This is a genomic window from Candidatus Kirkpatrickella diaphorinae (genome assembly GCF_025736875.1).
GTDB classification, from domain to species: domain Bacteria; phylum Pseudomonadota; class Alphaproteobacteria; order Acetobacterales; family Acetobacteraceae; genus Sorlinia; species Sorlinia diaphorinae.
Genome location: NZ_CP107052.1, coordinates 230,187 through 252,615, shown reverse-complemented (window position 1 = coordinate 252,615; position 22,429 = coordinate 230,187). Strand labels below are relative to the sequence as shown.

The 22,429-nt window shown below is 58.7% G+C and carries 20 protein-coding genes and 1 tRNA gene; 4 read left to right on the top strand and 17 right to left on the bottom strand.

Annotated features, from left to right (window positions below; all coding sequences use genetic code 11):
- Positions 1 to 23: 23 nt before the first annotated feature.
- Both N5W20_RS01220 and xseA read right to left on the bottom strand, forming a co-directional pair.
- The gene (locus N5W20_RS01220) at positions 24 to 335 is read right to left on the bottom strand and encodes a hypothetical protein (protein ID WP_319807124.1); all 312 of its coding nucleotides are present in this window, start codon (positions 333 to 335) and stop codon (positions 24 to 26) included.
- A complete protein-coding gene (xseA, locus tag N5W20_RS01215; RefSeq protein WP_319807123.1) occupies positions 332 to 1,765 on the bottom strand; it encodes an exodeoxyribonuclease VII large subunit in 1,434 nt (477 codons plus the stop codon). The genes N5W20_RS01220 and xseA overlap by 4 nt, the downstream gene beginning before the upstream one ends.
- 57 nt (positions 1,766 to 1,822) lie before the next feature.
- Between xseA and purD the strand changes: the two genes are divergently transcribed.
- Positions 1,823 to 3,079: a phosphoribosylamine--glycine ligase gene (gene purD / locus N5W20_RS01210; RefSeq protein ID WP_319807122.1), complete on the top strand. Its 1,257-nt coding sequence runs from the start codon at positions 1,823 to 1,825 to the stop codon at positions 3,077 to 3,079.
- A 52-nt stretch (positions 3,080 to 3,131) separates the two neighbouring features.
- On the opposite strand, the gene N5W20_RS01205 is transcribed toward purD, so the two are convergent.
- The 3 genes from N5W20_RS01205 to polA form a co-directional block, all read right to left on the bottom strand.
- Complete coding sequence (locus N5W20_RS01205) at positions 3,132 to 3,506, bottom strand: hypothetical protein (RefSeq protein ID WP_319807121.1); 375 nt, start codon at positions 3,504 to 3,506, stop codon at positions 3,132 to 3,134.
- 165 nt (positions 3,507 to 3,671) lie between these two features.
- Complete coding sequence (locus N5W20_RS01200; protein ID WP_319807120.1) at positions 3,672 to 5,375, bottom strand: ABC transporter substrate-binding protein; 1,704 nt, start codon at positions 5,373 to 5,375, stop codon at positions 3,672 to 3,674.
- A complete protein-coding gene (gene polA / locus N5W20_RS01195; RefSeq protein WP_319807119.1) occupies positions 5,372 to 8,146 on the bottom strand; it encodes a DNA polymerase I in 2,775 nt (924 codons plus the stop codon). The genes N5W20_RS01200 and polA overlap by 4 nt, the downstream gene beginning before the upstream one ends.
- A gap of 99 nt (positions 8,147 to 8,245) precedes the next feature.
- On the opposite strand from polA, the gene N5W20_RS01190 reads away from it, so the two are divergent.
- Entirely contained in the window at positions 8,246 to 8,380 is a 135-nt protein-coding gene (locus N5W20_RS01190) for a hypothetical protein (protein ID WP_319807118.1), read from the top strand.
- A tRNA-Arg gene (locus N5W20_RS01185) sits at positions 8,358 to 8,434 on the top strand. Before N5W20_RS01190 ends, N5W20_RS01185 begins: the two co-directional genes overlap by 23 nt.
- Before the next feature lie 578 nt (positions 8,435 to 9,012).
- Here N5W20_RS01185 and N5W20_RS01180 read toward each other — a convergent pair.
- The 7 genes from N5W20_RS01180 to N5W20_RS01150 form a co-directional block, all read right to left on the bottom strand.
- Entirely contained in the window at positions 9,013 to 9,882 is an 870-nt protein-coding gene (locus N5W20_RS01180) for a LysR family transcriptional regulator (protein ID WP_338140533.1), read from the bottom strand.
- Positions 9,883 to 9,937: 55 nt separating this feature from the next.
- Positions 9,938 to 10,168 carry a hypothetical protein gene (locus N5W20_RS01175; protein WP_319807116.1) on the bottom strand — a complete coding sequence of 77 codons (231 nt, stop codon included), beginning with the start codon at positions 10,166 to 10,168 and terminating at the stop codon, positions 9,938 to 9,940.
- A 204-nt stretch (positions 10,169 to 10,372) separates the two neighbouring features.
- Positions 10,373 to 11,326, bottom strand: coding sequence for an alpha/beta hydrolase (locus tag N5W20_RS01170; protein WP_319807115.1), 954 nt, complete (start codon positions 11,324 to 11,326; stop codon positions 10,373 to 10,375).
- 255 nt (positions 11,327 to 11,581) lie between these two features.
- Complete coding sequence (locus tag N5W20_RS01165; RefSeq protein ID WP_319807114.1) at positions 11,582 to 12,349, bottom strand: SDR family NAD(P)-dependent oxidoreductase; 768 nt, start codon at positions 12,347 to 12,349, stop codon at positions 11,582 to 11,584.
- A gap of 450 nt (positions 12,350 to 12,799) precedes the next feature.
- On the bottom strand, positions 12,800 to 12,997 hold the full coding sequence (locus N5W20_RS01160) for a hypothetical protein (protein WP_319807113.1): 198 nt from the start codon (positions 12,995 to 12,997) through the stop codon (positions 12,800 to 12,802).
- A gap of 51 nt (positions 12,998 to 13,048) precedes the next feature.
- A complete protein-coding gene (locus N5W20_RS01155) occupies positions 13,049 to 14,515 on the bottom strand; it encodes an ATP-binding protein (RefSeq protein ID WP_319807112.1) in 1,467 nt (488 codons plus the stop codon).
- A gap of 15 nt (positions 14,516 to 14,530) precedes the next feature.
- Positions 14,531 to 15,745 carry a BaiN/RdsA family NAD(P)/FAD-dependent oxidoreductase gene (locus N5W20_RS01150; RefSeq protein WP_319807111.1) on the bottom strand — a complete coding sequence of 405 codons (1,215 nt, stop codon included), beginning with the start codon at positions 15,743 to 15,745 and terminating at the stop codon, positions 14,531 to 14,533.
- Between the two features lie 130 nt (positions 15,746 to 15,875).
- Between N5W20_RS01150 and N5W20_RS01145 the strand changes: the two genes are divergently transcribed.
- Positions 15,876 to 17,345, top strand: coding sequence for a mannitol dehydrogenase family protein (locus N5W20_RS01145; RefSeq protein ID WP_319807110.1), 1,470 nt, complete (start codon positions 15,876 to 15,878; stop codon positions 17,343 to 17,345).
- A gap of 27 nt (positions 17,346 to 17,372) precedes the next feature.
- Here N5W20_RS01145 and nadC read toward each other — a convergent pair whose 3' ends face one another.
- From nadC to N5W20_RS01120, 5 genes are all read right to left on the bottom strand, one after another.
- Positions 17,373 to 18,233, bottom strand: a complete 861-nt coding sequence (gene nadC, locus N5W20_RS01140; RefSeq protein ID WP_319807109.1) for a carboxylating nicotinate-nucleotide diphosphorylase — start codon at positions 18,231 to 18,233, stop codon at positions 17,373 to 17,375.
- An 18-nt stretch (positions 18,234 to 18,251) separates the two neighbouring features.
- Positions 18,252 to 19,724 carry an L-aspartate oxidase gene (locus N5W20_RS01135; protein ID WP_319807108.1) on the bottom strand — a complete coding sequence of 491 codons (1,473 nt, stop codon included), beginning with the start codon at positions 19,722 to 19,724 and terminating at the stop codon, positions 18,252 to 18,254.
- A 6-nt stretch (positions 19,725 to 19,730) separates the two neighbouring features.
- Positions 19,731 to 20,726, bottom strand: a complete 996-nt coding sequence (gene nadA, locus N5W20_RS01130) for a quinolinate synthase NadA (RefSeq protein WP_408869408.1) — start codon at positions 20,724 to 20,726, stop codon at positions 19,731 to 19,733.
- Between the two features lie 140 nt (positions 20,727 to 20,866).
- Entirely contained in the window at positions 20,867 to 21,730 is an 864-nt protein-coding gene (locus N5W20_RS01125) for an NUDIX hydrolase (protein WP_319807107.1), read from the bottom strand.
- Entirely contained in the window at positions 21,727 to 22,236 is a 510-nt protein-coding gene (locus tag N5W20_RS01120; protein ID WP_319807106.1) for an NADH-quinone oxidoreductase subunit B family protein, read from the bottom strand. The genes N5W20_RS01125 and N5W20_RS01120 overlap by 4 nt, the downstream gene beginning before the upstream one ends.
- Positions 22,237 to 22,429 lie beyond the last annotated feature (193 nt).

Genomic DNA, 22,429 nt, shown 5'->3' with positions numbered 1-22,429 from the left:
GTCCCAACTCCGTCACCGCGCCATTAACGGCAGACACTCCGATAGCCTGATGCGGCAATAAACGACCCCGTTAAAGGCGAGAAGCAGGCATTTTGCACGCAGCGATTGCCGGTTCGGAATGGCGTTGTGTAATTTGCAATTTCCATCGCATTTGCCTCCTGCGCGGCAATGCCGCAAAGCGGCGTGTCGCGGGGGGCCGAGACGTCATTGGTGAAAAACGGCTTTGATGTCTGCGTCCGGGGCGATGATTGTTGCGGGGCCGCGCCACAGGCGGCCAAAGCCGGAAGAAGCGAGAGGGCGAGAAGTGCACGGCGCAACATTAAGGGGCATGTCATAATCCGAGATCTCCTTGCGGCATTGCGCGACCTGCATCGGGCTGAATGCGGCCCTTTCGCTCACCATCCGCGAAAGTCAGGGTGACGGCACCCCCCTGCGGATGATCATGGGCGGAACTCACGGGCCGACCTGCGCCATCCTGCACCAATACGTAGCCGCGCGCCAGCACAGCATGGGGCGACATCGCTTCAAGCTGGCGTGACACCCCATCAAACACGGAACGCTTCAGGACAAGTGACGCCCGCATGATGCGTGTCTGATCAGGGAGCGAGTCAAAGCCGCGCCGCGCTTTGAAAACCGACAGATTAAGGCAGTCCCGCAAGCGCCCCTGCGCCTCATAGACGTTCTGACGCCGTGCCGCGATGGATGTCTGAGGTGACGTTAGAAGCGTCTGGACCCTGTCATGTCGAGCACGCAATTTCTGCACGAAGGAGGGTAAAGCGAAACTGAGGCGCTGCGTCCGGTCATCCAGCCTTAAACGGGAGGTTTCAAGCAAGGCCGGGAGGTCCGGCATGTAGCTTGCCGCACGGTCACGGCGTGCCGCCGCACGTTGTAGCACGAGGTTTCCGGCGCTGAGCAGGCGCGCGGCGCGATGGGCCAGGTCCGCCAGCATCTCGCTGCGCTGCGGCACAGCCATTTCCGCCGCGGCCGTCGGTGTCGGGGCACGGCGATCGGCAGCGTAATCCACCAGCGTGGTATCCGTCTCATGCCCGATGGCTGAAATGAGGGGCAACGGAAAAGCCGCGACAGCCCGCACCACGCGCTCATCATTAAACGCCATGAGATCCTCCAGCGAGCCACCGCCCCGCGCGAGGATCACGATATCCGGTTTTGCGGCGACAATCCCCGCAAGCGCGGCGAGAATTTGCTCCACCGCGCCCTGCCCCTGCACCGCAACCGGCCAGATCAGTACATCACGCGGAAAGCGGCGCTCAATCGTGGTGCAGATATCATGCAACACAGCACCCTGCGATGAGGTGATCACTCCGATGCGCGCCGGAAAATACGGCAATGGCTTTTTGCGGTCAGGGTCAAACAACCCCTCCTGCAATAATTTCACGCGGATCTGCTCAATCCGCGCCAGAAGCGCGCCCTCCCCGGCAAAACTCAATTGATCGATCATCAATTGATAGCTGGAGCGCTCGCCATAGGCGGAGACGCGCCCGGTCGCGACGACGTCCATCCCGTTCTCAGGCATCAAATCCAGCCGCCCGGCCACGCCGCGCCAGATCACGGCCGCGATTTTGCCGCCTTCATCCTTGAGGGACAGGTAAATATGCCCGGACGGGTAACGTTTAAGTTCCGTCACCTCACCACGCACCTTGACGCGCCCGAAACGGGATTCCAGCGCCTGTTTGATCGCACCTGAGAGTTCGGAGACCGAATATTGCGGCACGTTGTCGGAAATTTGCGCTTCGCTCTCACTCATGAGCCGCATTCTATGCTAGGAGGGCTTTAAAACAAACCTCGTTTCGCAAGGATTTTTATGCGGGTTCTCCTCGTTGGCGCCGGTGGCCGGGAACATGCTCTGGCTTGGTGTCTGCGCAAATCTCCCCTGCTCTCGGCACTTTTCATGGCGCCGGGCAATCCCGGCATGGCTGAACTCGGCACCTGCATCAATATTGACGTGACCGATATCGCAGCATTGGTGGATTTCGCGAAGGCGGAGAATATCGACCTCGTCGTGCCGGGGCCGGAAGCGCCGCTTGTGGCCGGGCTTACCGATGCGTGTGACGCGGCAGGCATTGCCTGTGCCGGGCCAACTCAGGCCGCCGCAGCTTTGGAGGGTAGCAAAGCCTTCACCAAAGAGATTGCCGACGCTGCTGGCATTCCGACAGCCCGGTGGGAGCGATTTGACACGGCTGAGGCGGCGCATGACTTTATCCAGCGGCGGGGTGCGCCGATCGTCATCAAAGCGGACGGTCTCGCCGCCGGGAAAGGCGTGATCGTCGCCCAAACGGTGGAGGAAGCACAGAAAGCCGTCGACACGATGCTGACCCATGGCGGTTTCGGGTCCGCCGGCAGTAGCATAGTTGTGGAGGAATGCCTGTTCGGTGAGGAAGTCTCGCTTTTTGCTTTCTGTGACGGGACGGAGGCTGTCCTCATTGGCGCGGCCCGGGACCATAAGCGCGTGGGTGAAAATGATACCGGTCCCAATACAGGGGGGATGGGCGCTGTCTCCCCTCCGCCGGATTTTGACGTCGCCGCCCAGGAGGCCGCACTTGATCTCACCGTGCGCCCGATGCTGGCTGAGATGCAACGTCGCGGCACACCTTTTAAAGGCGTGATTTTCGCGGGGCTGATGCTGACAGATGCCGGGCCGAAGCTGATCGAATATAATGTGCGCTTCGGTGACCCGGAGGCTGAGGCCCTTCTCCTCCGTCTTGAAAGCGATTTATTGCCGATCCTTTCCGGGTTGGCCAAAGGCGGGATCGGGGACCTGCCCATTCGCTTCAGTGATAAGATCGCCATATCGATTGTCATCGCCGCGCAGGGTTACCCCGCCACGCCGAAAAAAGGCGGTGTGATTGCGGGAATAGAGGCGGCGAATGCGCTGGAAGGCGTCAAAGTCTTTCATGCAGGCACGTCAATGAAAGATGGCCACCTCGTCGCGGATGGTGGGCGCGTCCTCGCTGTCGCCGCACTCGGGGATGACCTCAATGCCGCTTTGACCCGTGGCTATGAAGCTGTCAGCACCATTAAATGGGATGACGGATTTTACCGGCGCGACATTGGTCGTTAGGGCATTCCGGGCCGTGGAGCCCGCTCCGGCGTCATGACAGGCCCAACCCGCGTCAGCTCGCGTAGAACTCCGTCATTTCAACGACGTCATTAAAGTCGCTCGGCTCATATTGCTGATCGGTCGGTGTGCCGATCGCGGCGTCCTGCTGAATGATGCGGACATCGAAAGGATGATGCGCCGCAAGAATTTCCCGGGCTGTGTCGGGGAGGATATGTGTCAAGTCAATCGTGATCAATGCACCGCGCGTGACGGTGCGACGACGCTGCGTTCGGGAAAGCTCACTCCGGCGTGCCGTGCATCGCAAGACAGGATTACGTCGCAAATGGTGGATGGAATGAGCGGGGATGTCGGCCTTAACCAATTGCAGCATGGCCGCACGTGCATGGCGGGCTGTATCGAAAACAGCAACCATCATTTGATGAGGCATGGCACGTATCTCTTATAATGTAACATTTTAACAGACATCTTTCGACGATTTGTAACATGTCTTTAACGCTGAGAAGATGAATTTCTGCATTTAAAAATCGCACTTTAGCGTGATCATCGGGTTGCCGCCTTTGACCCACCTTTTTCAGGCGAACCATGGTCTGAGCTACTTCACCCAGACTTCCGACAGGATGAGATGGTTCAGCAATGAATAACGATAATGGCCAAGTCGCGCGGATACGAAGTCAATGTAGCGTGGCTGGATGAGCGGGATGAGCGGCGCCGCGCGCATCGCCATCGCGTTCGCCGCCTCCCAGAGTTGTGCCGCTTCCGCCTTGTTCTGAGACATCATGGCCTGTTTCATGAGGCTTTCCAGAGCGGGGTCACAATAACCTGATGCATTGGTTGAGATATCGAGCCCCGGATGGATATTTTCGCATCCGAGCAGATCATAAAGAAATACGGCAGGGGATGGATAATCAGCATACCATGTTGTCAAAGCCATGGCGACATGATGGTCGGAATTGCCGATATAGCTGCTGAGACTGGCCGGCGCGAGCGTACGGATGGAGGCCTTGAAACCGAGTTTCTCTAGAAGATCCCGCACATAAAGCCCGATATTCGTGTCCACCGCATTATGACGCACGACAAGCGTCACTGCCATGCCTGCAAAGGGCGTCTCCTGAATGCGTTGCCGCGCCTTTGTCAGATCCGGCCGATGATGCGCCCGCGCGGCGCAGTCCGATGGCCCTTTCTGCATGCCATAGGGGATGAGGTCGCATAATGGCGTCGCCACCGCCTCACCCCCATATAAAATGGCAACGGCCCGGCGGTCGATCGCCTCATTAAGCGCCTGACGGACTTGAAGGGAAGTGAAAGGCGGCTCCCGGACATTCAGGACGAGGTAATAATATCCCAGGAGTGGTTGCAAATGTATCTGATGCGCATAACGATCACCCAGTTCACTGTAACGATCCTGCGGTTTCTCTCCCAGCATGACATCATATTGTCCGCGCTCGACCGCCGTCACGGCAGCTTCATCCGTCAGGCCGAAATCAACCTGAATATGGTCGACATAACCATCAGGTTGCGCCCTTTCCGACCATGTTCGGAAGAAGGGATTGCGTTCGAGACGCATCCCCGTCGATGAATCATATTTTGTGATGTGGTAAGGGCCGGTCCCGGGCAGAGGTGAAGCGCCGCTATCCCGCCCTGTCACGTCACGCGGGAGGATCACGGCGTGGTTGAAGGCCAGTTTCTGCGCGAATTCCGGGTCAGGCTGACGTAGCTGAAAAGTGACCGTCCGGTTTTTTACATCGCCCGTGACGCCTTCAAGGCGGCATTGCGCAGCATATTGCAGGCATTGCTCTGCCCCCACAATATTGCGGTAAAATGAGTCCGCTGTCGGGCTGCCAACGTGGAAGAGACGCCGCATGGATGCGACCACATCATCCGTCGTCAGCGCCGCGCCATTTGAGAAATATATATGATCATGGATGCGGAAACGCCATGTCAGCCCGTCAGAACTGACCGTGGGCAGGGCCTCCGCAATGTCCGGCACGATTTCCAGCCCCTCCTTTCCCGATGCGCGGCGATAAGCGAGAAGCCCGTCATAGACGGAAACGAAAATCTGGAGGTAAGCGCTGGAATAATTGATTTGTGGGTCCAAAGTCTCACTGGGTGACGCCATCGTGACGCGCAGCGTACCCCCGCGATTGGGTTGCGCATGCTGCATCACGTTATCGGCCGCACCCTGCGCCAGGGCGGCATGAGATACGAGGAAAAGCGTCAGGATGAGGCCCGTCAGGACCCTGAAATACCGTCGGAGCGACGATTTACGCCCCCCCGCCGCATATCCTAACCCGCTCAATGCGCCTCGGCCCAGTTATCACCGATACCGGTCTCGACAACCAGTTTCACCCCAATATCGGCAACGCTGCTCATCGTCTCACGGAGGAAGCCTGCCAACATATCCGCTTTATCCGCAGCCACTTCGAAAACGAGCTCATCATGCACTTGCAGCAGAAGTTGCGCATCAAAATCATTGTCGCTCAACTGACGATCCACCGAGATCATGGCCATTTTGATGATGTCCGCAGCACCTCCCTGAAGGGGCGCATTGATGGCCTGACGTTCCGCATAAGCGCGTCGCGCGCCATTTTTCTCAGTGATGCCGGGGACGTAACATCGGCGACCGAATGGCGTCTCGACAAAGCCTTTCTCCCGCGCTTCCTCTTTTGTCCGGTCCATATAGGTTTTAATGCCCGGATAACGTTCAAAATACGTCGCGATATAATGCCGCGCCTCATTTTGCGGGATGCCCAACTGGCGCGCCAGCCCGAACGCGCTGATGCCGTAAATGATCCCGAAATTGATCGCTTTGGCCCTGCGACGGGTCAGCGGGTCCATGCCTTCAACGGGCACATTGAAGACTTCCGAAGCCGTGCGGGCGTGAATATCCTGCCCTAGCGCGAAAGCTTCCTGAAGGGTCGGGATGTTGGCCACGGCAGCGAGGAGGCGAAGTTCAATCTGGGAGTAATCCGCCGAGACAAGCTTACGCCCCTTCTCCGCGATGAAAGCGTGGCGGATGCGCGCCCCTTCCTCCGTGCGGATCGGGATGTTCTGCAGGTTCGGATCATTTGAGGAAAGGCGACCTGTTGTCGTGCCTGCCATATGATAGGATGTGTGCACGCGCGCCGTCTTCGGGTCCCGCTGCTCTAAAAGCGCGTCTGTATAAGTCGATTTCAGTTTCGCGAGCTGCCGCCAGGCGAGGATATGTTGCGGAAGCGCGTGACCCTGATCCGCCAGTTCCTGCAAGACGGAGGAGTCCGTACCCCAGGCCCCCGCCTTGGTGCGTTTGCCGCCCGAGAGATTCATTTCATCGAAAAGGATCTCTCCCAATTGCTTGGGCGAACCGATATTGAAGTCCCGCCCCACCAATTGATGGATTTCCGCTTCCATCACCTTCATACGCGCGGCAAAATCAGTAGAGAGGCGTTGAAGTTCAGCGACATCAATTTTGATGCCGGCCCATTCCATTTTCTGAAGGACAGGGATGAGCGGCCGCTCCATCGTCTCATAAATGCGCACGGCGCGATTCTGCACCAGCATCGCCTTGAGCTTCAGCCATAATCTGAATGTCACATCCGCGTCTTCCGCCGCGTAGGACGTCGCCTTATCGACAGAGACGTGCGCAAACGGAATGCGCTGCCGCCCCGTGCCCGTCACCTCATCATAAGTGATCGGGCGATGACCCAGATGGAGGAGGGACAGCTCATCCATCCCATGCCCGTGCGCGCCCGCCGATTGGGCGTAGGAGAGCAGCATTGTGTCATCAATGGGCGCGATACCCGTCACACCGGCATTCTGAAAAACGAGCAGGTCATATTTTGCATTCTGAAAAATCTTCAGGATCGCATCATCATGGAAGACCGGCGTCAGCGCGGCGAGAACCTGTGCCGTTTCAAGTTGAGGTGGCACCAGATTTTCAAGGTCACCCTGATGGCGTAGCGGAATATAAGCCGCCTCCCCCGCACGCACCGCCAGAGAAATCCCGATGAGCGCCGCCCGTCGCGGTTGAAGACTATCCGTCTCCGTATCGACGGCAACATAGCCCTCAGCCTTAATGCGTTGAACCCAGCTTTCAAGCTGCGTGGTTGTTGTGACCGTTTCATAGGGGCCGAAATCCGGCTGCTTCACGGGTGAAGCCGTTGGGGCTGTTGCGTCTCGCGTTGCGGCGTCGCCATCCGGCGCGGCTGGCGAAGGGGTTGGTCGCGCAACATGGCGCAGTCCAAGGCGCTGGCTGATGGAGTTGAACCCCATCTGCGCCAGGAAACCACCCAACATGTCCCCTGATGGGTCGCGACAGCCCAGCGCCTCAATCGGTTCCGGCAGCGCCACATCGCGTGCCAGAGTCACCAGTTTGAGGGAGAGGCGTGCATTTTCCGCATGTTCGATCAGCGCATCACGGCGCTTTGACGGCTTCATACCCGGCGCGGCCGTCAGCACATCTTCCAGACGCCCGAATTCAGCGACAAGTTGGGCTGCACCTTTCGGGCCGATACCGGGCACGCCCGGCACATTATCGGTCGAATCCCCCATCAGGGCCTGCACGTCCACGACGCGTTCCGGCGGTACACCGAACTTGGTAAGGACCTCTTCCACCCCGATCGGGCGCTGCTTGATGGGGTCAAGCATCTGCACTTTTTCCGTCACGAGCTGCATCAGATCTTTATCTGAGGAAACAATCGTGCACCGACCGCCCTCAAGGGCGATCACCCCGGCATAAGAAGCAATAAGATCATCCGCCTCCCAGCCTGGCAATTCAATGGATGGGACATTGAAGGCCTTTGTCGCTTCCCGGATCAAGGCGAATTGCGGGACAAGGTCCTCCGGGGCGGGGGGACGATGCGCTTTATAAGCGGGGTAGATGTCATTGCGGAAGGTCTGCCGCCCCGCGTCAAAAATGACAGCCAGATGTGTGCCGACATGCTCTCGCATCAGGCGGGAGAGCATATTGGTAAAACCGTAAACCGCATTAACAGGCGTGCCATCCGGGCTGTGCATCGGTGGCAGGGCATGAAAAGCCCGGAAGATGAAGCCCGACCCATCGACCAGAATGAGGTGTTTTTCTTGTTCCATAAATGTGACACCCTGTCTCTCAGTCTGCGCAGGCTTGATCTTCGACCCTCATCAAAACGGGCCTCGCCGCGTTCCGATCCTGCCGGAAAGCGGATTCTTATGCAAGAAAGCGACATGCGGCTGGCGGATCAGGCCGTCGTCGCGGCGGACGCAAGTTTTTACGGCATGGCTCTGGCGTCGGGGCGGGAAATTGGCTATGCAACATCCCGATGGACCCGTAGCTCAGCTGGATAGAGCGTCGCCCTCCGAAGGCGAAGGTCGAAGGTTCGAATCCTTTCGGGTCCGCCAATATCCGTTATCACGGCTTCTCATCCCCTCTCGCGACCCTTGATTTTCCCCTTTTTACCGCCATAAACTCTTCTCACGGCTTCTCACCCCTTGTCATGCAAGCGCACGAATTTGGGGGCAACGAAAAAAGGGTGGGGGCAGCGTGTTAACGGATATAAAAAGTAGGAAGTGAGCCGCAAAAGGGAAGCGATATCGCGTTTCAGACGCTGGCGCCCTGTATCTCGGTGTTAGAACCACAGGAGCGCGGTTCTGGTATCTGTAATACCGCTGGGCAGGAATTGCGAAGCGTCTCGCCATCGGCAGCTACCCTGACGTCTCATTGGCGGCCGCACGCGACGCGGTGCACGCTTAAAAAAAACGAGATCCAGGCGGGTGGGGATCCGTCCCTCACCGGGAAGCCGCGGCGGGCTGCGACTCTCACGGATGAGCGCTCGCTCGCAAAAATCGGCGATGTTTCGGTGAAACACAACCTCAGTCGATAGACCGTCAAGCTCGCTTTTGCCGACGGTCCCTATGCGGCAGATGGTGAAGGGTCGCATTTCAAGCACCGTCAGGCAGGACCAACTAGATGGCCGTGGTCATCCGCGGTGGCGCATCGCCTCGACGAACGTCACGAAGGCGGGCGATGATTGGCGGCGGCTCGGGTAATAGAGGTGATAGCCGTCCCAATAAGGACACCAATCTTCCAGAACGCGTCGGAGACAACCCTCTTCTATATGAGGAATCGCGATTTCCTCAGGAACGTAAGCTACTCCGTGGCCGGCGCGTGCAGCATCGAGGACATGAAAGATGTTGTTGAAGACGAGTTGGCCATCAACTTTAACTTTGATCTCGCGACCCCGCTCTTCGAACTCCCAGACATAAAGCCCGCCTGACGTGGGAAACCGATAATTTATGCAGTTGTGCTGCGTCAGATCCTGAGGCCGTTCCGGGATGGTGCGACGCGAGAAATACGCTTCAGTGGCGACGACCGCGAAACGAATATCGGGCCCGATACGAGCGGATATCATATCTTTCGCGAGTTGCTCGCCCATCCGGACGCCCGCGTCATAGCGTTCGGAGACAATGTCGGTCAGACCATTATCGAGCAGAAGTTCGATCCTGATGTCGGGATACTTCGGAAGAAACATCTTGAGTTTCGGCCAAAGCACGCTGCTGATGGCGTAGTCCGACGCGTTGATTCTGATTGTCCCTGCCAAAGTTTCGCGCAACGCGTTCAGAGCATCGATCTCAATCTCGATCTGGTCAAAGTGCGGGCCGATCCTGTTCAGCAGCCTCTCACCAGCCTCTGTCGGTGCGACCGCCCGCGTGGTGCGCGTGAGCAGGCGCACGCCCAGGCGAGCCTCGAGCTGACGGATCGTATGGCTCAAGGCCGACTGAGAAATCCCGAACCGCGCAGCTGCCCTGGTGAGGCTGCGCTCTCGTGCGACGGCCAGAAAAGCAAGCATGCCATTAACGTTCTGGCGGTGCACTCATAATTCCTTTTCACGCTTCTGCTTCCGATTATAAAGCTGAAAGCGGGAAAATACAGCTATCCGATGGCGCATCGACCGAGCGTCCGGATGGCGGACAGTCGGCAGCTTCGATGGGCATTGTGATGGCGCCCAGACGGTCGAGAATTGCCATGTCACCGGATATCCTCCCGAACATGATGATCCCTGGCAGCGGGGCAAGAAGATTGCGCGTCTTCTCCTGTCGGAAATGGTCGCTTAGTTCGACGGTGAGCAGCAGCATCCGAGCGATCGTGCGGCCTGATTGTCGGCGAGATCGGCAGCCACCTCGCCCCAGTCAGATAGGATGCGCATATGATCTTGAGCCACGACAGGTTCAGCCAATCCAGGTTCGATGACGGCGTCGCCGCGAAACGACTTGAACATGCCCTTGTCCCCCGGTCTCTATTTATCTTCCATGAGCTATAGGTGTCAGTGCCTGCTCGCTTCACGCGGCAAGGTGCTGGTTGAAGAACGATTGCAGCCTGTCAAACGGTATCACATCCATTTTGTCGTAGAGATCGGTGTGACTGGCGCCGGCGATGATCATCAGCTCCTTCGGTTCCGCTGCAGCCGCATAGGCGGTTTGGGCGAAGTACAGCGAGTGGGCCTTCTCACCGTGAACGAACAGGACCGGGCGCGGCGAAATCTCCGAAATACAGGTCAGGATGGGAAGATTATTAAAAGGCAGAGGCGTTGTAATCGTCCAGGCATTGCCGGAATTGACAGCGCGCGGGTGATAACCGCGCGGCGTCATATAGTAGTCGTGGTAGTCGATCATGAACGGCTCGCCCTTGCGCTCGACGTTGTAGCGCGGCTGATAGGCAGGGGTGCCGCGCTCCGCATCTGTCCAGCGCTGCCGGCTCAATTGTTCGAGGGTCTGCGTACGCTGTTCAAGCGTCATGCTGTCATTATAGCCCTTCGACATAACCCGGGTCATGTCGTACATGGTGCTGGCGACGACGGCCTTGACGCGCTTATCCACCGCCGCAGCGCTCAACGCCATCCCGCCCCAGCCGCAGATACCGATGACGCCGATCCGTTCGCGGTCGACCGCGTCGTGCAGGCCGAGAGAGTCGATGGCCGCCATGAAATCCTCAGTGCTGATATCGGGTGAGGCAACATTGCGGGGTGCCCCGCCACTTTCCCCGGTATAAGACGGATCGAAGGCCAGGGTGACGAAACCGCGCTCCGCCATGGTCTGCGCGTAAAGGCCGGACGATTGCTCTTTGACCGCCCCAAATGGCCCGCCGACCGCCAGCGCCGCCAGGCGACCGTTGGCGCGGTTTTTGGGGAGATAGAGATCACCAGCCAGGGTGATGCCATAGCGGTTTTTGAAAGAGATTTTTTGATGGTCGACGTTGGCGCTTCGGGGAAACACCTTATCCCAATCATCTGTCATGGTGTGAGCCTCTGCATTAGGCGTTGGCAGTAACGATGCGGCGCCCAGGGCGGCCGCACTCACGCCGGATAACCTGAGGAGGTTTCGCCGCCCGGGATCCTCAACCGCCCCTTGTTCGGTGTTGATCCGGAGTTCACTTTGTCCACTCATGCCCGTCTCCTTTTTCGATCGATATGGGCGGACTCAGCCCCGCGATCAGGTCGCCTGCGTCATTTGCGGCGTCGCGCTTGATTCGTGAATCGCGCCCGGGCGGCTTCAGGTCGTCTGGCCGCCATCGACGATGATGTTCGCTCCCGTGGTGAAGGCCGCAACATCCGAGCAGAGCCATAGGACCGTGCCAGCGATCTCTTCGGGTCGCCCCATTCGGCCGATTGGTTCCTGGGCGATGACCTTCCTGCGACCTTCCTCTGTGCCGCCGGAGAAGCGATCCATCATCGGCGTCGCAATGATACCGGGCGACACGACGTTCACACGGATGTTCCTGTCGGCATAATCAAGTGCAACCCCCTTACTAAGGCCGACGACGCCAAACTTCGCGGCGCAATATGTGGCCTGCCTGGGGAAACCTTTCGCGGCGGCACCCGAGCCAGTATTGATGATCACGCCGCCGCCCTGTTTCAGCATCTGCCCGATCTGGTGCTTCATGCAGAAGTAGACGCCGCCGAGATTGACTGCGATCTGTCGGCGCCACTCGTCATTGTCAAGTTCACCGAACAACATGCCCGGTTGCTCGACGCCCGCATTATTGAAAGCGAAATCCAAACGACCGAAAATCTCGACCGTCCTGTTAATAGCGGCCTCCACTTCTGTCTCATTGGCGACGTCGGCCAGCAGCGCAATGGCGCGGCCGTTGGCCGCCTCGACCAGCTTGAGAGTTTCCTTGTTGCTGTCGTCGTTAAGGCCGACGATCGCGACGTTCGCGCCTGCTCTCGCGAATGCAAGAGCGGCTGCGCGTCCGATCCCGGTGCCGGCGCCAGTAATGAAGGCGACCTTACCGCCATAGTTGAATTTTGCCGTCATCATCGTGACCCTTCCTCCAAATCGGGGCTTTCGCACAGTCTCTACAAGGTAGGGCTCCGGGCGCGTGATGATTAGTGTCGGTAATTTGCTTATGGATATGAATCATTCTCATGAATGTCTGGCGCGAAACAGCGCGGCCGCCCAATCAATTTGTGAATATGACTCATGATGACCAGCAATCTATGCGGGCCCGACGGGGAACGCCGGTTCAATTATCTCGTGATGCAGATGATTATTCCGCGGAGGTGGCTTGGCCTATGTGCTGTTGCTACCCGCTGCAACCCTCCAGCACCGCCGGAGATCGGTCGCCCGGTCGAGAAAAGCGCATCGGCTTCAAAGCCTGATTTGCCGATATACGGGCCGACGCGTGGAATGCGTTACACGCCTCAAAAGCCGTGCCGTTTCAGGCCGTTTTCAGGCGACCGCGCTTGTGCGAAAATTTTCCCCCCAACCTCACGCGGCCTTCACCGTCATATCGATAATAAGCGCCGCGGAAAAAAAAATCTCCTTCATATGGTGCTTAACCGCGCATCGCGCCCCGTCCTGATGGATCTGTACCGGCACGATCACATCGTAACCCGAGAGATGGGCGTCATACACGGCGTCGTCGCCATTGATCTGGCGGATCACAACGAGTTCATCATTTGTCATGGATCGACCTCCCCCGGCACAATCTCACATGCTCCCAAGCAGCAGGAGGGCTTAGGCGGGGGCCCAGTCTGTCTGCCATTCCGTGCCGATAAAGGCGACGCGGCGGCCCCGATTGCTCTCCTGCACCACGATAACGTGCTGCTCCTGCAAATAGGTCAATTGCCGCCGGGCGCGCCCGAGGGAAAATGTGCCATAAGAGGCCGCAATCGCGGCGTCATTCGGGCAGGGCGCGGCTTGCTGCGCCGCAAAAGCGAGGAGAAGGCCGACCCCCTGCACGTCCTCCGGCAAAGACGCCGCGATCTGGACAGCTTCGGCCCAGATGGCGCCCTGCGCATAGGCGTAATCCACCCCGGCGCGAATACCACCCAGGATGAGGCGAAAGCCTTCCAGCCCGATCAGTGTCACATCAATCTGGCTGATGCGCGCCCGCAACTGAAAATCCTGAAACAAAGCGGGAAGCGGCCGCGTCGCCGCCTCACTCTCCAGATGGACGGCTTTGACCATCTTCCAGATATCCTCCGGACTGGCCTCCTCCAATAGGGCCGCTGCCTGCCCGGACGCGTCATTTGAGGGTTTCTGCCGCTCCGCTGTATAGGCTTCCAACTGTTTGAGGAGGTCCGGCGGTGGCGGTCGGGGCTCACGCGGTGGCGGGGCGGTGAAGCTGGCCACCGGCTCAAGGATGATATCGCGCAGATCTTCACCCCGCATCGCCTCGAACGGCAGTAATTCCGGCCCGGCCGCCATGCTGCGCGTCTCAACCGCGCCGATTATCACCTTGAGAGGGCGGCGGCTCAAAGCCGGCCCCAACGCCATGAACTGCCCGCGCGCGAGGTCGCGAAACCCTTCCGCCAGACGTTTCTCCATCCCCAGCAGATCGGCCGCCCGCACCATATCAATATCCAGAAATGTGCGCCCCATCAGGAAATTTGAGGCTTCCGCCGCGACATTTTTGGCAAGTTTGGCGAGGCGCTGGGTTGCGATGACACCGGCAAGGCCGCGCTTGCGCCCACGGCACATGAGGTTCGTCATGGCATTGAGGGAAAGGCGTCGGGCCTCATCCGTCGTATCGCCACCGGCGGCCGGGGCAAAAAGCTGCGCCTCATCAACGATGACCAGAACGGGATACCAGTGACTGCGCGCCACCTCGAACATCCCCGTCAGAAAAGCCGCGACAGCACGAAGCTGCCGCTCCGCATCGAGACTTTCCAGCGTCAGAATCACGGAGGCGCGGTGGATGCGCGCCCGCTCCCCCGCTGCGCGCAAGGTGGTGTCGCTCTGATCCGCCGCATCGACAATCAGGTGGCCGTAGCGTTCCGCCAAGGCAATAAAATCACCTTCCGGGTCGATCACGACCTGTTGCACGGTTGTGGCGGTTTGTTCGAGCAGGCGACGCAGAAGATGGGATTTGCCTGAACCGGAATTGCCCTGCACCAGCAGGCGCGTCGCCAGAAGTTCCGGCAGGTTGAGCAAAACATCACGTCCATCCTGGCCCTGCCCCAGGGAGATTGCCGCATTCATAAACGCATCGATACCTTAGCCCGCATGTCGAGTCAGCCATTTCTCAGCCGATAAAGCGGCGAGATAACCGGTGGAGAAGCAGGCCTGCAAGAGGTAACCCCCGGTGGGCGCCTCCCAATCCAGCATTTCCCCCGCAATGAAAACCCCCGGTCGCTGCCGGAGCATAAAGCCGGAATCAACCGCCATTTGGCGCACGCCCCCTGCCACAGAAATAGCGCGCGCCATGTCTGCCGGTTGCGCAAGCGTGACGGGCACATGATGCAGGGCGGTCGCCAGATCCAGCCCCTCTCGATGATCAAACCAGCCCTCCTGAAAAAGGCCGCGCGCCACGGGTGAGAGTCCGAGGCGGCGAAGATGGTTCGATTGCGATTCCCGGGGTCGCAACCGTGCGACATTGTGCCGTGTCTGATCCATCGTCATCATCGGGCGCAGATCGATATGAAGTTTTGCCGCACCCTGCGAGGCGATGCGCTGGCGCAAAGGGGCTGAGAGCGCATAAATCGGTGCGCCCTCCAACCCGTCTTTTGTGACCGTGATGTCACCCCGGCTTTTCAGTCCCTCAAAATGCGCCGTGACACTCTTCAGCACCGCACCCTCATGCTTCGAGCAAAATTCAGGCGACAAGGCGGCGCGGAAACCGCAATTGGCGGGTGCAAACGGACTCATCATGTCTGTTTGGAAATGATCCGTCCAATCCCCGTCTGACCCGGTGCGGGGCCATGACGCGCCCCCGAGAGCGAGGATGACCGCATCCGGTTTCTTCACCGCGATGGCGCCTTCATGCGCGAGTAAAATAGTGCCGTCATCACCGAAACCGCTCCAGCGCGTGCGAAACTGAAATGTGACACCCCGATCACTCAGGCGCTTCAACCATGCGCGAAGGAGCTGGGAGGCTTTCAGCCCGACGGGAAATATTTTTCCGCTCGTCCCGGTAAAGCACGCCTGACCCAGATTTTCCGCGAAATGGATGACGTCATCGGGCGTGAAACTTTCGAGCGCCGGACGCAACCACGCCGCGCCGTCACCGTATTGCTTCAGGAAGTGGTCAAGCCCCCCTGCATGGGTCAGATTAAGGCCACTCCGACCCGCAAGCAGAAATTTCCGTCCCGCATTGGGCTTCTGCTCATAGACCGTGACATGAAATTTTTTTTGGGAGAGAAAATCGGCCGCCATCAATCCCGCAGGCCCCGCACCGATGACGGCGATTTCCGGGATAAATCCTTCTGTCATCGGGTTCTGCGCATCGGTAAACTTTCCTGGATCGTCTGAAGTTTCGCTTGCATCCCCCTCACAGGACTGCTTCGATTCAACGGATCGAAAGAAGTGCAGGACAACACATCTGCATGCAAGGACATTGTTCATGATCCCGCTCAATCAGCGCGCGCTCACGGCGCTTCCCGCCGGTAAAAACCTCTTTAGTTATGATCGCAGCCAGGTTCGGGCGGGCATTGTCCATCTCAGTGTCGGGAATTTTCATCGCGCCCATCAGGCCTGGTATGTTGACCAGCTCCTCAATCACTCCGGCAATACTCATTGGGGCATCTGCGGCGTCGGCCTGCTGGATGATGAAAATGAATGCCTCAAACGCGATGTTTTTGCGGCGCAGGATAATCTCTACACGCTGACGCGCTATAAAAATGACGGCTCCGAGACGCATCAGATCATCGGGTCCATCGTATCCTATCTCTTCGCGCCCGATGACAGGCGCGCGGTGCTTGAGAGGATGGCCGCGCCGGAAATCAGGATCGTCTCCATGACGATCACGGAAGGCGGTTATAATCAGGAGCCGGGCACCGGCCGTTACCGCCTTGATCACCCCGCAACACAGGCGGAACTGGCAGATCCGGACCATCCGCACTCCGCATTCGGCTTTATCGTCGCGGCGCTCAAATTACGCCGTGCCCGCGGCATTGCGCCTTTCACCGTCCTGTCATGCGATAATCTCCGCCATAATGGCCGCATCACCCATCAGGCCGTGGTGGCCCACGCTGAAGCTTTGGACCCGGAACTGGCCGCATGGATTGAGGAAAACGTGACATTCCCCAATGCGATGGTTGATCGCATTACCCCCGCTGTCCTCAAGGAAGATGCTTTGCCGATTGATGAAGCCAGCGGCATCCAGGACGCCCTGCCCGTCATCTCAGAGGATTTCGCACAATGGGTCATTGAGGACCGCTTCGTGAATGGCCGCCCCTATCTGGAGGAAGTCGGCGTGCAATTCGTTGAGGATGTCGGCCCGTATGAACTCATGAAAGTGCGTATGCTGAATGCCGCGCATTCCGTCCTCGCCTATCCGGGCCAACTTGCGGGTTTCAATGATGTTCGGGACGCCATAACAAACCCGTCTATCCGGGAGTTGGTGGATATTTTTCTCCGTCGGGACGTCGCGCCCACGCTTCCCGCGCCGAAAGGCATGGATCTCGATATTTACCGGGCGACGATCATCAAGCGTTTCAGCAATCCCCATATCATCGACCGCCTGCCGCGCATCACGGGTGACGGGTGGAGCAAACTCGCCACTTTTCTCGCCCCGACATTTAATCATGTCGTGGAGGAAGATGGTGATGTGACGCGGATGGTCTTCGTCCTGGCATGTTTCACCCGATATCTGCGCGGCGTCACGGATGATGGGCAGGAATTTGAACCATTTGAGCCGCAAATGCCCGACGCGGAGCGTGAAGCCAGCCGCCATGACGCCCTGTCACTCTCCGTGTTTCAGCATTTCAATCTGCATCAGCGCCCCCCCATTATGTCGGAGATCCGCCGATGGGAGGAGCGAATTGAACGCCACGGCACCTTAAAAGCGCTGGAACGCCTTCTGGATGGCTGAAAGCGGTGAGATATGATCCGCCAAATTTTAAACTTCGCTGCTGATATCGAGACCAATATCGAGCGCCGTCACACTATGCGTCAGCCAGCCGAGTGATATCACGTCTACCCCTGTTTCCGCCACAGAAGCAGCGGTCTCCGGCGTGATGCCGCCGGAGGCTTCCGTGACGGCCTTGCCCGCGACACATTCCACCGCGCGGCGCAGCAATTCCGGCGACATATTATCGAGAAGATAAATATCCGCCCCGCCCGCCATCATCGCCGCCTCTAACTGCGCCAGTGAATCCACCTCAAGAGAGATCTTCATCATATGGCCGATATGGCGACGCGCCATCGTCAGGGCGGGCGCAATACCGCCCGCAATCGCGATGTGGTTATCCTTGATCATCACCGCATCATCGAGACGATAACGATGATTATGGCCGCCCCCCATCAGAACCGCGTACTTTTGAAGCGCGCGCAGGCCCGGCAATGTCTTGCGCGTGCAGGTGACGCGAGTCCCGAAACTGGCGACTTTATCAACGATCTGACGCGTTACAGATGCGATCCCGCTCAGATGGGAGAGCAGATTAAGGGCCGTGCGCTCTGCCGCCAAAATCGTGCGCGCATTGCCCGAGACTTCGGCAATGACGTCACCAGGGTGCAGCCTGTCCCCATCCTGCTTCATCGCCTTAAAATGTAATTGCGGGTCAAGGCAGGAAAAAGCGAGTCGCGCCGCGGGCAGCCCTGCGAGAACACCTGCTTTGCGGGCGCGGAAAACCGCACGTGCGGAGGCGGCAGGATCAATCACCAATTGCGAGGTCACGTCACCGCCAATGCCGAGATCCTCCCGCAACGCCGCCTCAATGATCGGCCTCCATTCCAGATCAGGTAAGTGACGTGGCCACATTGCGCATTCCCTCATTTGTCAGGCAGTTTGTTTCAGATCATCAATTGTCAGGACGCTATGTTGCGGGTCCGATGCTGGCTGCGCATCGACCCGGTAATGGCTGCCGCGACTTTCCTTCCGGTTGAAAGCAGCATATGCCATGGCCGCGCCGATCAAAGCGTGGTCATCATGCGCCATATTGGCTGAAAAAACCCGATAAGCCGCCTCAAGCCCGTGACCATCGCGCAGCAAACCAAGATGCTGTCCCATGACCGTCCTGACATCCGCCGCACATCGCCTGACGGGGGGCGGTTTCAGCGCGCAGCGTTTCGATGGGGGCAGCGTCATATCCTGCAAGGCACGCCCGACCCGGGAGGCCATGACACAGGCTTCCAGAAGGGAATTGCTTGCCAGCCGATTGGCCCCATGCAGCCCTGTCGCGGCAACTTCCCCGCAGGCCCAGAGGCCGCCAATATTCGTGCGTCCGGCGAGGTCCGTCTGCACCCCACCCATAAGATAATGGGAGGCGGGAGTGACGGGAATGCAGTCTCGATCCGGGTCGATCTGATTTTGACGACAAACTTGATAAATCGTCGGGTAATGATGCTTGAACCCATCGGGAAACAGGCCGCGCGCATCCAGAAAGACTTTGTGGCCCGCACCTTCCTGCGCCGCCACCGCCCGGGCCACAATATCCCGCGATTGCAAAGGGTTCGTGAAAGCCACCCCTTTTTCATTAACCAGGACGGCCCCTGCACCGCGCACGGCCTCGCTGATGAGGAAGTGACGGCCTTCAACCGCACCGATCGCAAGAGCTGTCGGGTGAAATTGCGTGAATTCCAGATCCATCACCCGCGCGCCGATGCGCAGCGCCATCGCAATCGGGCCGCCATCATGACCACGTGGATTGGTGGAGACCGGAAATAACCCGCTTGCGCCACCACTCGCCAGAATACATTGGGAGGTCGCGATATATGTGCCGTCTTCCAGCCACAGCCCGGCAATATGCCCGTCATCAATTTCGATATCGGTCAGGCGTGCGCCGTGCAGAAATGTGATATCCGGGCTTCTGGCCGCCGCCGCCATAAGGGCTTCCATCATGGCCCGGCCTGACCCGTCCCCCTGCGCATGCAGGATACGTGCCCGGTTATGCGCGGCCTCGCGATGGAAATGATAGGACCCGTCATGATCGCGGGTGAAGGACACACCAAAGCGCTCAAGCGTTGCGATAACCGCCTGCGTGTCAGAGAGGATCGCGCGCACGGCTTCCGGGTCACATAATCCCGCCCCGGCGGCGATCGTGTCGGCAATATGTTGTTCCAGCGTATCACCCGGCCCGATCGCCGCGGCCATACCGCCTTGCGCCAGATAACTGGATGTTGTCTCCGCAGGCGCGCCGGGGGAGAGGATGATGCAGTGCCGCCGCATCATCAGCGCCGTCACGAGCCCGGCAAGGCCACTGCCGATAATGACGGGCTGGCCGTCCAGACGATTCTCCGGCTTATTTAACATCAGCGTCTAGACGGCCAGCATCCGCGCCACAGCCTGACGCGCGCGTGCTGCCATCTCGGGCGGGATGGTGACTTCCGTCCCCATTGTCTCAAGAGACTTGCGGATCGACGCCAGTGTGATGCGCTTCATATGCGGGCAGAGGTTACAAGGGCGCACAAACGTGACTTCCGGGTGCATGACGGCGAGATTGTCACTCATGGAGCATTCCGTCACCAACAGCACCTTGCTCGCGCCGGACCGCCCGACATAATCGATCATGCCCGCTGTTGAACCCGCATAATCCGCCTCAGCCACAACGTCTGGCGGGCATTCCGGGTGGGCCAGAACCGTCACGCCCGGATGGAGGCGGCGATATTGGCGGATTTCACCCGGCGTGAAGCGCTCATGCACTTCACAATGTCCCGGCCAGGTGATCATGCGGATGCCGGTTTCGTTCTGAATATTCTGCGCCAGAAATTCATCGGGGATCATGATGACTTCCGGCACGCCGAGACTTTCAACCACGCGCCGCGCATTGCCTGATGTGCAGCAAATATCCGTCTCCGCTTTCACGGCGACAGAACTATTCACGTAAGTCACCACCGGCACACCGGGATGCGCCGCTTTGAGCGCGCGCACATCGGCCGCGGTGATGGACTCAGCGAGAGAGCAACCCGCTGCGTCATCCGGGATCAGGACCGTTTTGTCCATATTCATGAGTTTGGCGGTTTCTGCCATGAAATGCACGCCAGCCATGACGATGACGGCGGCATCCGTGCTTTCCGCTTCACGCGCCAAAGCGAGGCTGTCACCCCGAATATCGGAGATGCAATGGAAGATCTCCGGCGTCTGGTAGTTATGCGCCAAGATCACGGCATTCCGCTCTTTTTTAAGCGCGAGGATGGCCTCAATATCGTCTGCGAAGCGGGCTTCCCAGGCATCGCGCGTCATCAGGCGCGCCACCGGCGCGAAAAGCGCATCACGCGAGACCGATATTTTTCCATTGAACGCCATCAGCAACATTCCTCGATTTATGCTCGATTTGAGCATAAAGATTGCCAAAAAAAGAAGATGATCGAAAATATCGGTCGCGCTGCCTGAAAGTCAAGGCAAGTCTTTTCAAGTCACGCGATGCGCGCTGTGACACATGCGATTGATGCCCGTCAGGATGATTTGACCAGTGGCAGCTTCGACCCCATGAAATGCCGGGATCCGACAAGCTCCCGCCTGAAGCGGAAGAGCTGCGCCGGGCGGCCTTTATTTGCTGCGGAAAGTCCACTCGTTTTCTCAACGAGATTTTGGTGCAGGATCAAGCGTCGGAAATTCTGCTTATGCACGGCCCGCCCCGCAATCGCCTCCACCGTGCGTTGAAGCTCCCATAACGTAAAAATCTCGGGCAGAAGCTCAAAAACAAGCGGGCGATATTTAATTTTGGCGCGCACACGCGCAATGGCGGTGGCGAGGATACGGCGGGAATTACGCGTCATGCTGCGCCCGAAATTGACGCCGCCCATAAAGTGAGGCGCCTCCGGGAGCAGACCCGCCTCCCACATCAGTTCATAGCGCTGCAGGACAAGCTCATCATCCCAGGCCATCCCATTCAGGCCGAAATTAAAGGCGCAGCGCTGCTGGCGCAGATGATCATGCCCCGCCCAATCCAGCAGCTTTTCCTCCAGCACAGCGACCATCGGCGATGTTACTGTGGATTTCCGATCCTCCCAGGGAAGGTAATCGTACCAGCTTTTCCACCTTTCCGTGTCCGTGCCGACACGTGTCAGCGCCAGATAGGAGATACGCGTCACGCGCGCGCCATCCGTGCAGGGCGGATCAACGAACGTGTAAAGCTGCTCAACATGGCCAAGATGGAAGCCCGTCTTCTGCTCAACCCAGTCGCGCACACCTTTTTGCAGGGAGGTATGGGTGGTCCTTAACGGGCCGGAAGGCAGGCTGCGCCCCTCCTCCAATGTGCGCACCATCGGGGTGTCGTCATGCACAGCGAGGACGACCGCAATCAGCTCAGCATTCATGACGCGGCTTCAGCGGGGCGGGCCTGTCGGGGGTTGACCGCGTCGCGACACATGTCAGTCAAACCGTCAGCAATCTGGGCAAGGGTGGGGGGACAGCCCTGGATGAGACTGCTGAGTTTGACAGGCTGCTTCAGGTGAGGTGTCATGCCGCCGCGGATCACCGCATACAGCCCCGCAAAATCGCTTTCACCCATGGCGCAATTGCCGATGGAAATGACGCCTTTCGGCGCGGGCATCACCTGCCAGATATTCTGGATATCTTCAAAGGCCACACGCGTCAGGGAACCGGTCAGGACCATAATTTCCGCTTCATAAGGCGTCTGGACGAAGCGCAATCCATATGACAGATCTTCCCATGCGGCGGATTGCAGGCGATTGAGACTGCCGGTGCAAAGGTCACAACCACCCCCCTGCGCATGGAACAGCGCCAAAGGCGGGACCTGCCGCCCTGAGCGTGGCCGATTCCGCAAAAAATGAGCCTCGATAATCGCGCGGAGAATAAGCATATGACATCCCTCTGATTGAGGCGGAAGATGAATCTGCCCGAAATGGCCACCACGCGACACGCATCCGGTCCACCCTGCCCGGCGCCATACGTGGCCCCCCTGACGGCGCGCTCACCTTGATCATTCGTGAACAGTTCCGCTCGCACTATCAATATGCCGCGAAACCGAAAAACATGTTAAGTTGGTAGCCTTT